Below are 13,412 nucleotides of genomic sequence, written 5' to 3' on the forward strand. Positions count from 1 at the left end.
GCCTCCCCCGACCCATCTCCAACATGCCTCCGATCGTTAGTCCAGGGGCGGCAGGTTGTAGGCGAACTTTCGGGCGCTCAGGTCGTCGTCGCTCGGCGTCCAGTCGGTCCACGCACGCAACGTCCCACCCGTGGCGTTGACGGATCCGTCTTCCTGACGCTTCCACTCGATCCCGTCGACGACGACGAGATCGCAGGCGCCGTGAGCGCGCCCGTGTTCGACTTCGTTGATGGTGAGCTCGACAGTGGAGACGAGCATCGAGCTCCCCTTGACCTCAACGTGGCGTTCGACGCCGTCCAACTGGACGCGCAGGTCGTAGGGCTTGCCAAGCTCGACGACGTCCTCTTCGCGCGCACCAAGGCCGAAGTAGTGAGCCTTCGCCACGTCCACGGAACGACGCTCTATGGCGAGACGGAGCACAGGATCTTGTACGCGCGTTACGCGCCCACGCGGAGCGGGTTTCCTTCGCGGCTGTCCGTCCTCGGGTAGCTCATCATCTGGATCTGGCACGACACGCTCTCGTGCCGCGTCGAGTCCGGGGATCACGTCGAAGAGCTCGACAGGGAACTTCACGAGATAACCCTGCTGAGCCCGCACCTGCCTACCCCCGTAGAGATAGAACGGGAAATACGTCGGCTCTCCGTGCGACCGGTCGAGAGCGCGATCTAGTTCAAAGATCTTCGCGCTTAGCCGTTGGATGTCGTCCGACGTGAGCGTCGTTGGGAACGGGTGCAGCCCACCGAGCGGAGCCACCCATCCCTCAGTCGTTCGAGGGCCGGGCAGCGCGCGGCCGGCGGTGCCCCGCGGCTGCCACGTGTATTGCGGAACGACGCGCACGTCGCCGACGACTTCGCTCCATCCGACGAATCCGCGACCCACACCGGATCGCCAGTGCAGTACTCGATCACCGAGCCGCACTTGACCGACCAGGTCGTAAGACCACGTCGCACCCGGAAACTTCGGCGCTTGGAGGAGCTCGCCCGTTTCGCCGGTGGCGATCTCCATCCAGTACCTCTGACCGGCGTCCGCATCCCACCACGTATTGAGAGCCATAGTCGGAAGCTTCCCATCGCTGCGGCGATGCGTTGTGGGCAAATCACTCGCTGATCTCCGCCGACGACGACAAGCGCCCGTCCGATGCGAGCATCGGGGACAGGAATCCCATGCCAGTGAGGCGACGACGACCTCGAGAACTCAGTCGCTTCGCCAGCCGCCGTCATCCAAGAGGGACTTCGGAACCCGCCCTCAACCATTCCGGTCTAGGCGCGTAGATCCCCTTCAACACGCGACGGTCGTCCTTGGCCCACACGAACCACCTCGGCTGCTTTCCGGGGTTGCTGACGTGTTGGAACGCGATGAGCCGGCCGGCCGGGGCGGCGACCTTGGTCGCACCACGAGCAGCTCCAACGCCAAGGACCACGCCGGGAAGATCTGCTGAACCGCCCACGGGCTCGTGCCGACGAGCCGACTCGAGTCGGCCTCAACCAGAAGATGCATGCCGGAAAGTGAACCCCCAGGGTCAGAAGACCCGTCGAGCGGCGTTCACGAAGGCTTCTCTGACCTCGTCGGGGAGGTGGCCCCGCAGCGCCTAGAGCTGGAACCTGGCTGGACGGGCGACGACCTGTGAGCCCGCGACCAGTTCACCCGCAGTCGCGGCGATGCGAGGCTTCCCCGTCGCGGCGATGCGATAGACAGTCGCCATGCCACGCCTGCTGCCCACGGACCCGGACTTCAGGGACGGCGGCGTCGCCGAGCGCGCGGTCTGGGAGGCGCTGCGAGACCAGTTGCCCGACGACGCGGTGGTCTTTTCGAACGTCGGTTTGCAGGACGGAGCCACCGAGCGCGAGATCGATGTGCTCGTCGCGTGGCCCGGCGTGGGGCTGGCCGCCATCGAGGTCAAGGGCGGCCACGTCACCCGCAGGGATGGTCACTGGTGGCAGGGTTCGCGCGATGCCCAGCACGCATTCGACCCAGTGCACCAGGTCCAGGAGGCCCGTCACGTCCTGACCGGACTTCTCCTCCAACACGGCCTCGGAGCGGCGCACGCACGCATCGCGCACATCGTCGCACTCCCACACACGCCGGTCTCCCGGACCTTGAATGCACCCGACCTACCCCGCGCGATGCTCATCGACCGCGACGACCTCACGCACGTCGCGTTCCTGATCAAGCGTGCGATCGAAGACCACGGCACCGGTCATGCCGGACTCGACGCCGGGGCGCTCGAAGCCCTGGTCACCTACCTCACGGGCTCGTTCCCTTCGCAGGTGGACGCTCTCTCGCGCGCCTTCGAGCACGAGGACCACCTCGACCAGCTCACCAGGGACCAGGCGCGTCTCCTCGACGCCCTACGCACGTTCCGGCGCTTCCAGGTCGTCGGCGGTGCCGGCACCGGCAAGACCTGGCTCGCGCTCGAACAGGCGCGGCGCCGCGCCAAGGACGGCGACCGCGTCGCGCTCCTTTGCTACTCGCGTGGTCTCGCCCGGTACCTCGTTCGCGTCACCCAGACCTGGCGACCGGCTGAACGGCCGACTTTCGTCGGCCTCTTCCACGACCTTCCGATCCGCTGGGGCGCACCGACGGGTTCCGACGACAACAGCGCCTACTGGGAGTCCGAGCTGCCCGCGCACCTGGGCCGCCTCGCTGCGTCGCGCCCGCGCCAGGACCTGTTCGACACCGTCGTCGTCGACGAGGCACAGGACTTCGGCGAGGAGTGGTGGCAGTCGCTGCTGCAGTGCCTCCGCGATCCGGACCAGGGCCGGCTCTACGTCTTCCTCGACGAGGCCCAACGCGTCTTTGCACGCGACGGCGTCGCACCGATCAGCGTCGACCCCGTCGTGCTGGACGAGAACCTTCGCTCCACCAAGCAGATCGCGCAGCTCTGCGGGTCGTTGCGCGACGGCATCACCCGTCCGAGGGGATGGGACGGGTCACCGATTCGGATCGTCGACGTTCCGCCGGAAGACGCGATCGGGGCCGCCGACGACATGGTCGAGCAGCTCCTGGCCGAAGGCTGGAACCCCGGCCAGATCGCCCTGCTCGCCACCGGCCGCCGACACCCCCTCCAGGTCGAGTTCACGGCGTCCGGCCACGACGGGTACTGGGACGCGTTCTTCGCCGAGGAGGACGTCTTCTACGGGCACGTCCTCGGGTTCAAGGGCCTGGAACGCAGCGCCGTGGTCCTCGCGGTCAACGGCTTCCGCGAGGAGGAACGTGCGCGGTCCTTGCTCTACACCGGCATGTCGCGCGCCCGCACGCTCCTGGTGGTCGTCGGGCCGCGCGACACGATTGAACGACTCGGAGGAGAGTCGACCCGCAAGCGCCTGGCTGACGCCGAACCGTGGTCCACCGACGTGACCGGCGCGGGGTGAACCCAGTTCCGCGGGACCGTCAGGGGTGGACGTCCCGTCGATGATCGAAAAGCCGGCTTCCGGGATCAGTCGCCGCGCACCTACAGCTCGGCAGGTGGGGTCTCGACTGCGAGTGTGCCGCGACTCAGCGGTTGTCGATGTCGTAGACCCGCGGCGTGGGGCCGAGCAGCTCGAGGACGTCCGCCCGATCGGGGAAGGCGACTCGCAGCTTGCGTCGGATTCGGGTGAGCGTCGTAGCGACGGACGCGGCGTCGGCGAGGCCGAAGTCGCGCGCGAGGTCCGCGTTGGACGCACCGTCTGCGTGGGCGAGCAGCATCTCTCGATCACGGTCGGACAGCGTCGCCAAGAGGTCCCGTTGCACCGAGCTCCAGATGCCGGCCGCGCTGCCTCCGAGTTCGCGCAACGCCCTCGGTGGCGCAGACGTCCCGTTGTCGTCGGGCAGACCGCTCGCATCCCTGCCTGCACGCACAACATCAATGGCGCGGTTGCGGGCGACGTGGTTCACCCAGGCGCGCCAGTTCTCTAGGTTGTCGACATCCTGGCGCAGGAAGGCGATGAGGACGTCCTGCGCGATGTCGTCCGGGGCTACCGCCTCGCCGCGTCGGTCTGTCATCAGGTAGCGCCGAGCGACGCGGGTCGCGATCGTCGCGGCCTCGCGCAGCATGGCGTCGTCGGGGCGGGTCACGGCGGCTAACTCCGTCCCTTGTCGTGTCAGTGGTTGCCGGTAGAACTGTTCTTGGCCCGACCATCACACCAGTTTTTGCAGCGGTGTTCATGGTTTGGCCTCCGTCACGTCGTACTCAGTGTGAGCGACCGAGCGGTCGCCCACGAGAGGAGAGCGACATGACCGACACTGCGCTGTACGCACCGTCCTGGGTTGACAAGAGCCTGCTGCCGACCGAGCTCGTGACGATGATCGCGCCCGGTCTGTTCCAGGGCGGCACCGATGATGAAGCGTGGATCGACACGGCCACCGAGTTGCGTCAGGGCGACGACGCGAGCGGTTTCGACGCCGTCGTCACGCTGTTCGCCTGGGCGCTGCCGTGCAGCTGGGGGGTCGAGGAGCTGCGGTACGGGTTCCCCGACGCACACCCCGACCTGGCCGACATGACCCGGGTCGTCGCTGCGGCCCGGTGGGCGCACGAACGCTGGTCGTCGGGCGACCGCGTGCTGATCAGGTGCCAGGCGGGCCTCAACCGCTCCGGGCTCGTCGCGGTCCTCGTGCTGATGCTCTCCGGCCGCACCGCGCAGGACGCGATCCGTCTGGTCCGTGAGCGTCGCTCCGCGTACGCGCTGTTCAACCCCGACTTCGTCGACTGGCTGATCGACCGTGCGCCGGCCGCGCTCGGGCTGGACGTGGTCCCCGGGTGACGGGATCCGCCCCGCACGTCCGCGCCAGGCACGTCATCTCCCGTCACTTCGCACTCCCCAGGAGCACCCATGCATCTGTCCGCCCATCTCGATGTGGATGTCGTCGCCCTCGAGGCCGACGACACCGTCACTGTCCTGCTTGAGCTCGTCGCGCCGACCCCCGCCGCCGAGGACACCCGTGCCGAGCACACGGTCGTGGTCGTCCTAGACCGCTCCGGCTCGATGGGCGGTGGCCGCCTGGAGCACGCCCAGGGCGCGCTGCTGCGCCTGGTGGACCGGCTCGCCGACACCGACCGGTTCGGCTTGGTCGCGTTCGATGACCAGGCGCAGGTCGTGGTCCCGGCGGGGACTGTCAGCGCCGGCGGGCGCGACGAGATCCGCCACCGCATCGCCGCCCTCGACACCGGAGGCTCGACCGACCTGTCGTCCGGATACCTGCGCGGCCTGCAGGAAGCCCGACGCGTGTGCACGGAGACGGGCGCCACGATCGTGCTGCTCTCCGACGGTCACGCCAACGCCGGCGTCACCGACCCCGACGCACTCGGTGGGGTCGCCCGCAAGGCGGCCCAGCAGGCAATCACCACCTCGACCATCGGCATCGGCCTGGGCTACGACGAGACCCTGCTCGCCGCCGTCGCCCGGGGCGGATCGGGCAACCACGCCTTCGCCGAGCACGCCGACGCCGCAGCCGCCGCGGTCGCAGCCGAGATCGACGGGCTCCTGTCGAAGACCGCGCAGGCCGCGAGCCTGCACGTGGCACCCACAGCGGACGTCCGGTCCGTCTCGGTGCTCAACGACCTGCCCTCGACCGCGGTCGAGGACGGCGTCCTGGTCGAGCTCGGTGACTTCTACGCCGCCGAGACCCGCCGGGTCGTCCTGACCTTCGCCGTCCCGGCGATGGCGGCACTCGGCCTCGCTCAGGTCGCCACGGTCACGCTGACCTGGGTGGTGATCCCCACGCTCGAGGAGCACACCGTGACGATCCCGATCTCGGTGAACGTCGTGCCGGCGGACGTCGCCAAGGGACGCGTGCCCGCCCCGATCGTCGAACGGGAGAAGCTGTTCCTGGCCACGCAGCGAGCCAAGAAGGAGGCCGAGGGTGCCCTCAACCGCGGTGACCTTGCGGGCGCGCGAGCCTTCCTTGACGACGCTATGAGCGCCTTTGCCGATGCGACGCCTGAGTCACTTTCGAAACGCGAGGCGGACGAGTTGAGCTGGCTCGGCACGACACGAGAGGTGCTCGATCGCCGCGGGTCCGAGTACACGAGCAAACGGCTGAACGCCGACCACGCCCACAAGTCCAGGTACGCGGGCCGGGTCCAGGGCGGCGAGATCGACAGTAGCGCCACCGACCCGTCCTCTGAGCACTGACCGAACCGAGACCTCACGCGTCGCTCCGCCGGGCGACCATCCCGGCGGAGCTGCTCGACGCGTGAGGACCGTCGGGACCGCGCAGAGCAATGCCGCCGAGCGCATGGACGGTCATTCGTCGTGCGCGTGGGGAAGCTGACTACCCACTGTCGACGGGCCGCCATGCGTCGCCGCGGGCGACCCGGCGCCATCGGGTGGTCCTCTTCGACTGCCACCGAAGAGTTTCCTCTACCGACCACCCGATTCACGCCGATGTGAAGGGCAGGGCGGTCTCTTCGGCCGCACAACGACCGTACGTCGCGTTCCGCCAGCGCCTGCCCCAGCCAGCATGGCGGCGCCGGCCTCACGACCGAAGCCGCTGCCGCCGATCAAACTGCCAAGACGAAAGGTCCGCCATGCCGAAGAGCAACCCTCGTCCCGCGCCTCTCACCATGCCCGAGCGACTGGCCCTCGGCGGCGCTCGCGTCGAGGTGCGTCAGTCGCGCACGTGGGTCAACCAGGCCGAACTTGGACAACGCACGACCGTGTTGCCCCGGGATCCGTTGTTTGTCGGGCGGGAGGGACTTAGCGACTCACTGCTCGCCGAATTAGCGGATGGTGGCCCCACCGCTGAGGCGCGCCTAGCCATCAACAGGTCGACGTTCACGGCGATTGCGGTATTCGGAATGACCCGCAAGAGTGCCTGGGCCGCGGTGCACAACGAGAATCTCGGCGCCGCGTGGAGGTCGACATCGCGTGGCGTCGACGTCATGACGTCGGACCGCAGCGGTCTGCCCGAGCGTGAATCGGAAGGTTCGATAGTCGGCGGCGGCCGACTGGCCGAGGCTATTAGGCACAGCGGTCTCGACGCATCGGTCACGCCTACATGGGCTAGCGCTCGAGAGAGCGGTTGGGTACAGGGCGGAGAACTCGGAGCGGCTTGCCCACGGTGCAGTCGCCCGCTCGTGTGGTTTGACTGGCAGCATGCCGACGCCGTTGCACGCCGCAATACAGCGTTCGTCCTCTGCGACGCGCATGGACCGGTTCGACTGCCGGCGTCGGACAAGCTTCTTGCGACTCGCCGTGACCTCGACACGGGACTCGCTTGTGCCCGTTCCGAAGAACTTCGCCAGGTGTACGTCTTTGACGTCACCGGCCCGGGACTCGCGAACGCCGTGTATGTCGGCGAAAGTTGGCACCACCCACTCGTCCGTCGTCAGAAGCACATCGACGGCGACATGCGCGCAGCTGCCCTCAGCAAGCCCGGTCTCGTGATTGGCGACCTGCGGCCCGACCTCGTGCCAGACTTCCCGCCCCTCCTTGGTGCGGTATCGCTCTACGCAGAGCGGTGGCTCGCTGAAGTCCTTCGCGGACGTGGCATACACGTGCTCGGGGGTCATTGAGCGGGCGATTGTGGCCCGCTCTTGAACGGGGATCCCGTCGGTGCGTACAGGTTCGAGGGGCGACGGACCAGCAAGCCTCGGTCGTCCGGGGGCAGTGGCATCGAGACCCAAATGTTTTGGGGGGCATCCATCGTGTCCAACCCAGCACAGCAGCAGCCCGTGAGCACGGCGAGGTTTGTCCGTGCAACGCCGCCCGGCGTCGGTTGGGCATGGCGACGAAGTGGGTCGATAGGGCGTCTACGGAGCCGGCAGCGGCCGCCCTCGAACGGGCTGGCTAGGTGGCGGTCCTCGGCAACTACAGCCGGTCGATCCAAGTGTCCTCGTCGCGGCTGTCCCAACTGGAGCCGTGACTCTCTTGCTTGCTCGACGACGACGCCCGCCGATGCAAATCCGACAGAAGGTCTTGTGCCTCCGACGTGGTCAGATCACGCAGGGAGAGCAATGGCCGTCCAACCAGGCTTTCGACCAACCGTTGCCGTTCGGCCATCTCGTCCACTCCGCATGCGTCAAGTGATCGTCGAAGTTGGGCTACGAGCCAATCAGGAACACCTGGTGGCGGGGCCGGCACGGGTCCCACTGACGTCGAGAACAGTTCGTCGTCATCCCCGAAGAGGGTGCCATCCAAAGACATGGACGAGATCGTAGGTGCCGACCTGGAACTGGGGCCTCTGTGAGGGTCGCGAGCTGGAGACTTCGATGCGATAGGCGTTGACAAGGTCGCGCGACCGCAGCAAGAGACGCCGGCCAAACGACACGTAGCCCGGCGATCGTCCGGCTCTGACGAGCTCAAAGCGCGTCGCCCGACACATGTGGTCGACGCTGATGTGCCACGACGGACCTCGAAGTCGCACCAAGTGCCCGAATGTCGACTGGTCTCGGGGCTGGTGGTTCGTCGCTAGTCCCGTGGCCCTGCACCGTCACCATCCGAACAAGAAGTTCGATGTGCTCGGGCAGGAAACGGATCCTGCCGCGACCCAGTCGGAGATGCGGGACTCGGCCGCGCCGCGCCTGCTCACGCACCCACCACGGGGATGCGCCGAGCCGCTCTGCAACCTCTTCAGGCGTGAGAGTGCTGTAATCGGCGGACATGTCGCGGCTCCCCTCCTCGTCGCGATGCTGCCGTCGGCCGACGGCAGCGGGATGAGCGTGACCCTCACGACGATCCGCGGCATCGATAGACCGATCGATCACACCCGGCTCGACTCACAGCAGTTGGTGTTCGCGGCCCCTCACGTCGACGAGGCGCCGAACGCGTTGGTGGCGTGCGGTTCGAACCGGGCCCACCCCTGGCGGAGGTACGCTATCGAACATGTGTTCGACCGGGATGGTGATCCTTGCCTCTTGAGCGCGTCCCTCTTCGAGACGCCGCCCGAGATGTGCCCACATCGGTCCGGATCGCGGCGGTGGTTGAGCCTGAGACGCCGCTGCCGATACGGGCATGGATCGTCGACGGCCGAGGCCGCGACCTCGAGGTCGACGGAATCGCCGTCGCCTGGACAAGTCGCGCAGTCCGGGTCCGCTACTTGGATGCTGGCGGTCGCGAGGGCCATGTGTGGGTCTGGGCCTCAGCCGTCTCACGTCGGTAGCTGCCCTGCGCCGCCGTCGCTCCCCCGCCTCGCGAGTGCGACGCCGCTCAGCGCGTGTGATCGATCTCTGCGCCCGTGTGATCGATTGTCGTGATCGATAGACAACCGGATCACATCGCAGTGTGCGCGATCGTGTGATCGATCCGTCTATCGCGTCTGAGCAGCCTCGGTGCCGTTGACCCACGGCACCGGAGGCGAGCATGAAGACGACACCGAATCCTGCGCGCGACGGCGGACCCGAAGACGACACCCGCATCGTTCGGGACCGCGCGACCCTACTGAGGATGCTCGACGCGATCGACAGCGAGGGCTGGGACAGCCCGACGGCCACGGTGCTCCTGACGTACCTGCGCGAACGCGTCGTGCGGCCACTCGCCATCAGCGTCGGCCTCCGCGGAGCTGCCGCATCGCAGGCAGAGGCCACAGCGTGGCAGGCCATGTGGATGGAACTGACCAAGCCTGCGTTCCGCACCGTCGCCTCACCCTGGGGTGTGCTCGGACAGGTCGCCCGGCGACAGCTGCTCGGGGAGATCGTCGCAGCACGGTTCGCGACGAACGACCGTCGCGGATGGAAGCTCGAGGTCGCCTCGCGTGACGACGCGATCGGGCCGGCCGTGAGTCTCGATGCGCTCCTGGAGGTCGGCTGGGAGCCGGAGAGCTGCGACCTGTATCTCGGCGAACCACCCGAGGCGACTGGGTTTACGGACGCTGCACGCAGCGCCCTCTGCCTCGTCGGGTGGAGCGACACGGAGGCGACGGCGATCCTCGCGGCGGTGCTCGATCCGCCAGCTCCGAGGCTCGATGACCGCACGCAGTTCCCGGGCTGGCGGCTCATGGCAACCGCGCTCGACATCCCACCGTGGCAAGCGCGTCGACTGACCATCGCACTGCGCGGAACGAGCGACTGGCCCGGCGTGCTGGCGCGGATCGTCGCCGAAGGGCCGTCGGTGATCGACTCCCCGATCGTGCGAACAGCGTTGATGGCCACCCGCCGCCGTTCAGACCGCTCCCCGGTCCTCGCAGCACGTCGCGCCGAGACGGAACTCAGCAACGCGTGTCCACAGCGCCATGCGAGTTGAGCACTGTCCACAGATTCGCCGAACCTTGCTCGCGTGTTACGCACTCTGTGGCACACCTATGGGCATGGAAGACGATCAAGTCACGAATCACCTGACCGCTAGGACTTTCGCGGTTCACTGGTTCGGGTATGGAATGGGCGTTCTGACGCTGTCGTCGAGCGGTCCCCGCGCTTGCGGGTTCCGCGCAGGGGCGGGTGTTTGCCGATGAGAAGTCGACAGATCACCAAGGGGGCCGCGGCGGCCACAGCACTGATCATCGTCGCGGCTCTTCTCGCCGCGTGCACCGACCCGGCGCCGGCGCCCACACCGAGTCCGTCGGTCTCGCGAACGGCCACGCCGTCTCCGACGCCCAGCCCCACGCCCACGATCGACCCGACTATCTCGCAGGCCGAAGCTGCGATTCTCGAGGCCTACCAGGGCTACTGGGACGCGAAGGTGGCGGCCTTCGCCGATCCGACGAAGGACCCCGGCCCAGAACTCCAGACCTTCGCGGTCGACAAGGCGTTCGCGGACGTCGCGTCGAGCGTCTTCACGTTCCGCGACTCTGGCGTCTCGGTTACCGGCCGACCCATCCTGAGTCCGACCGTCTCCGACGTGGTGACAGGCGACAGTGGATCGGCCACCATCGTCGACTGCGTCGACGGAACAGGGTGGCAGCCCATCTACACCGCGAGTGGGGAATCGGCCGCAGTACCCGGACAGGCTGTGAGGCTGCTGACGACGTCGACGGCTTACTACTACGTGGACCACTGGACGATTCGAACGTCCAACGTCGATCGCGAAGCGCCATGCTGACGGCCGTCATCGGAGTTGCCGCAGTAATCGCCAGCATGAGTGTCGCCCTCATGCCGGCGGGCGTGACGTGTGCACCGAACACGACGTTCTGCATCATCGAGGTTGATCAGCCGGGTCAGCCGGCCCCGCCCCCAGACAGCACTGGGCACGACGTGGTCGTACGAGAGTGCACCGTGTCCAGCACCGGCCGAGTCGTCCCGTGCCAAGGGCCGCTCGGCTGGTTCAACGACAGGGACGACTGCTACTGGCGAAAGCTCGAACAGCAGCCGCCGGACACCGACGTGATCTGGGGCGGGCACTACCCCGACGGCGCCATCTACGCGGTCTCGTGCGCGGCAACTCATCCCGGCGGCACCGATGGGTGGGTTTGGGCTCCGACTGACCCGCCGGGCTATGGAGGGACCGGCGTGACGCCGGCGCAGCTAGCGCAGCAGGCGCTGGCCAGAATGACGCTCACCGGACCCGCGATCCGGATGACGATCGAGGGCGACGAAATGGGCCTGGTCGGCCTGCCGCTGTGGTTGTGGACCGAGGTGGGGCCGACGACGTGGGGTCCGAACTCCGCGACGGCGGCGGTTCCGGGGCTATCTGTGACCGCTTCGGCGCAGGCGCGGCAGATCACCTGGGACATGGGCGACGGACGCACCGAGACGTGCAAGAACCCGGGAACGCCGTACTACACCGGTGGTGTCACGTCACCGACGTGCCAGCACATCTACGAGCAGTCTTCCGCCGGGCAGGCCAATGAGGCGTTCCCGGTCACCGCGACGACGACGTGGGACGTGACGTGGACGGGCGGTGGCGCTTCGGGCGCGCTGACAGTCACGCGGCGGGCCACGGCGAGCGTGCGCATCGGTGAGATGCAGGTGCTCATCACCCAGGAGTAGTCACCCGGCGGCTTGCCCGCCTGCAGGGGAGGTTGCCATGACGGCAACGAGTCAGAAGGCCACGCTGAACGGTGCGCCTGCCCGCGCGGCGATTCATGCGCCGAGCATCGCGCCCCCGCGGGGTCGGCGACGGCCGATGCTCGTGATCGCCGGGATCGTCATGGTGGTGATCGGGGCACTGGCCGCGGTGTGGTTGGTGTCCAGCAGTGGCCATCGCACACACGTCGTCGTGATGGCCAAGGACGTCGCCTACGGCACACCTATCAGCGCGACCGACCTCACGACGACCGCGGTCGCGGTCGACCCCAGTGTCGCCACGATCCCTGCCGCAGATGCGCGCGACCTCGTGGGTCAGGTCGCGGCGACGTCTCTGCCCAAGGGGGCACTGCTCGCCCGTGCAGACCTGACATCGGACGGCGTCGTGGGCGCCGACGAGGTGCTCGTGCCACTGCCACTGAGCGCTGAGCGCGTCCCTGCCGGTGGCCTGGCCGGCGGCGACCGGGTGCTCGTGGTGGATGCACCTGCACAGGGTGAAGACCCCTTCCAAGGCACCCCGCAGTCATTCTCAGCGACGGTGGTTCGAGTCGGTGCACCGGACATCAACGGCATGGTCGTGGCGGACGTGGTCACGAAGGCCGAGGACGGCCCAGTCTTGGCGACGCGCGCGGCGACGGGACGGTTCGCCCTCGTGGTCCTTCCGCCGCAGGGGTCGAAGTGAGCGTCGTGGCGTTGTGCTCGGCCCATGGGGCGCCAGGGGTCACGACGACGGCGCTCGCGCTGACCTGGATGTGGCGCGTCGTGCACCGAGACCGGCGGGTGCTCTTGGTAGATGCCGACCCGGCGGGCTCCGGGCTGCTGACCGGGTACCTGCGGTCCGGTGTGCCGGACACGAGCGGGGTGTTGGCCCTGGCCGCGCAACGGGCGCCGCTGTCCGTCGAGCAGGTGATCGAGTGCGCGGTCGCGATCGACCCTGACTCGGCGCGCATGATCCTGCCCGGTCTGGCCGACACGGTGCAGGCACGTCCTCTGGCCCCGACCTGGGCGGCGCTGGCCCAGACCAGCCACGAGCTGGGCGGCCTCGGGGTCGACGTGGTGGTCGATCTCGGCCGGCTCGGGCATCGGTCCGAAGCGGCTCCCCTGCTGGACGCGGCCGACATCGCGGCCGTGACGTCTCGTAGCGACCTCGCCTCCCTCGTGCCGGCGGCCGCCGCAGTGCGAAGGCTGCGAGCAGAGCGGGCGAGCCGGACGGGGCCGGTGGCGTTGGTGATCGGCGATGGCTACTCACCCAGCGAGACCACGACCGCGCTCGGTGTGACGGATGTACTGCCGATGGCGCTGGATGTCTGGGCCGCGTCGCGGTTCGAGACGGGTGGGGCACTGGGCTGGCGATTCGACCGGTCCCCGCTGTTGCGCACGGCACGTGCCGTTGTCGAACGTCTCGCGCAGCTGGCTCCCAGCCCGAACCTGGCGGTGACGTCGTGACCGGCATCGAGGAGACCATTTGGACTGACCCCACGATGCCGGCTAGCACTCACGGCATTGGTGCAACCTCCACCCGTCTTGCCAACGG

General features: G+C 68.1%; 12 protein-coding genes. 9 read left to right on the top strand and 3 right to left on the bottom strand.

Annotated features, from left to right (window positions below):
- Positions 1 to 36: 36 nt before the first annotated feature.
- Entirely contained in the window at positions 37 to 1,005 is a 969-nt protein-coding gene (locus AC1DPN_RS16350) for a protein NO VEIN domain-containing protein (protein WP_477085830.1), read from the bottom strand.
- Positions 1,006 to 1,700: 695 nt separating this feature from the next.
- Here AC1DPN_RS16350 and AC1DPN_RS16355 point away from each other — a divergent pair.
- The gene (locus AC1DPN_RS16355; RefSeq protein ID WP_477085831.1) at positions 1,701 to 3,371 is read left to right on the top strand and encodes a nuclease-related domain-containing DEAD/DEAH box helicase; all 1,671 of its coding nucleotides are present in this window, start codon (positions 1,701 to 1,703) and stop codon (positions 3,369 to 3,371) included.
- A gap of 124 nt (positions 3,372 to 3,495) precedes the next feature.
- Here AC1DPN_RS16355 and AC1DPN_RS16360 read toward each other — a convergent pair whose 3' ends face one another.
- Positions 3,496 to 4,056, bottom strand: coding sequence for an RNA polymerase sigma factor (locus tag AC1DPN_RS16360; RefSeq protein WP_477085832.1), 561 nt, complete (start codon positions 4,054 to 4,056; stop codon positions 3,496 to 3,498).
- Between the two features lie 158 nt (positions 4,057 to 4,214).
- On the opposite strand from AC1DPN_RS16360, the gene AC1DPN_RS16365 reads away from it, so the two are divergent.
- The 3 genes from AC1DPN_RS16365 to AC1DPN_RS16375 all read left to right on the top strand — a co-directional run bounded on the left by AC1DPN_RS16365 (position 4,215) and on the right by AC1DPN_RS16375 (position 7,495).
- On the top strand, positions 4,215 to 4,742 hold the full coding sequence (locus AC1DPN_RS16365) for a protein-tyrosine phosphatase family protein (RefSeq protein WP_477085833.1): 528 nt from the start codon (positions 4,215 to 4,217) through the stop codon (positions 4,740 to 4,742).
- A 69-nt stretch (positions 4,743 to 4,811) separates the two neighbouring features.
- Positions 4,812 to 6,113 carry a vWA domain-containing protein gene (locus tag AC1DPN_RS16370; protein ID WP_477085834.1) on the top strand — a complete coding sequence of 434 codons (1,302 nt, stop codon included), beginning with the start codon at positions 4,812 to 4,814 and terminating at the stop codon, positions 6,111 to 6,113.
- A gap of 395 nt (positions 6,114 to 6,508) precedes the next feature.
- On the top strand, positions 6,509 to 7,495 hold the full coding sequence (locus AC1DPN_RS16375) for a hypothetical protein (RefSeq protein ID WP_477085835.1): 987 nt from the start codon (positions 6,509 to 6,511) through the stop codon (positions 7,493 to 7,495).
- Between the two features lie 786 nt (positions 7,496 to 8,281).
- Here AC1DPN_RS16375 and AC1DPN_RS16380 read toward each other — a convergent pair.
- Entirely contained in the window at positions 8,282 to 8,584 is a 303-nt protein-coding gene (locus AC1DPN_RS16380; RefSeq protein ID WP_477085836.1) for a helix-turn-helix domain-containing protein, read from the bottom strand.
- Between the two features lie 781 nt (positions 8,585 to 9,365).
- Between AC1DPN_RS16380 and AC1DPN_RS16385 the strand changes: the two genes are divergently transcribed.
- The 5 genes from AC1DPN_RS16385 (at position 9,366) to AC1DPN_RS16405 (ending at position 13,324) form a co-directional block, all read left to right on the top strand.
- Positions 9,366 to 10,160 carry a hypothetical protein gene (locus tag AC1DPN_RS16385; RefSeq protein WP_477085837.1) on the top strand — a complete coding sequence of 265 codons (795 nt, stop codon included), beginning with the start codon at positions 9,366 to 9,368 and terminating at the stop codon, positions 10,158 to 10,160.
- 204 nt (positions 10,161 to 10,364) lie between these two features.
- Complete coding sequence (locus tag AC1DPN_RS16390) at positions 10,365 to 10,955, top strand: hypothetical protein (protein WP_477085838.1); 591 nt, start codon at positions 10,365 to 10,367, stop codon at positions 10,953 to 10,955.
- 173 nt (positions 10,956 to 11,128) lie between these two features.
- Complete coding sequence (locus AC1DPN_RS16395; protein WP_477085839.1) at positions 11,129 to 11,842, top strand: hypothetical protein; 714 nt, start codon at positions 11,129 to 11,131, stop codon at positions 11,840 to 11,842.
- A 37-nt stretch (positions 11,843 to 11,879) separates the two neighbouring features.
- The gene (locus AC1DPN_RS16400; RefSeq protein ID WP_477085840.1) at positions 11,880 to 12,560 is read left to right on the top strand and encodes an SAF domain-containing protein; all 681 of its coding nucleotides are present in this window, start codon (positions 11,880 to 11,882) and stop codon (positions 12,558 to 12,560) included.
- Positions 12,561 to 12,721: 161 nt separating this feature from the next.
- Complete coding sequence (locus AC1DPN_RS16405) at positions 12,722 to 13,324, top strand: hypothetical protein (protein ID WP_477085841.1); 603 nt, start codon at positions 12,722 to 12,724, stop codon at positions 13,322 to 13,324.
- Positions 13,325 to 13,412: the final 88 nt, after the last annotated feature.

The organism is Cellulomonas sp. P4_H4 (assembly GCF_056400865.1).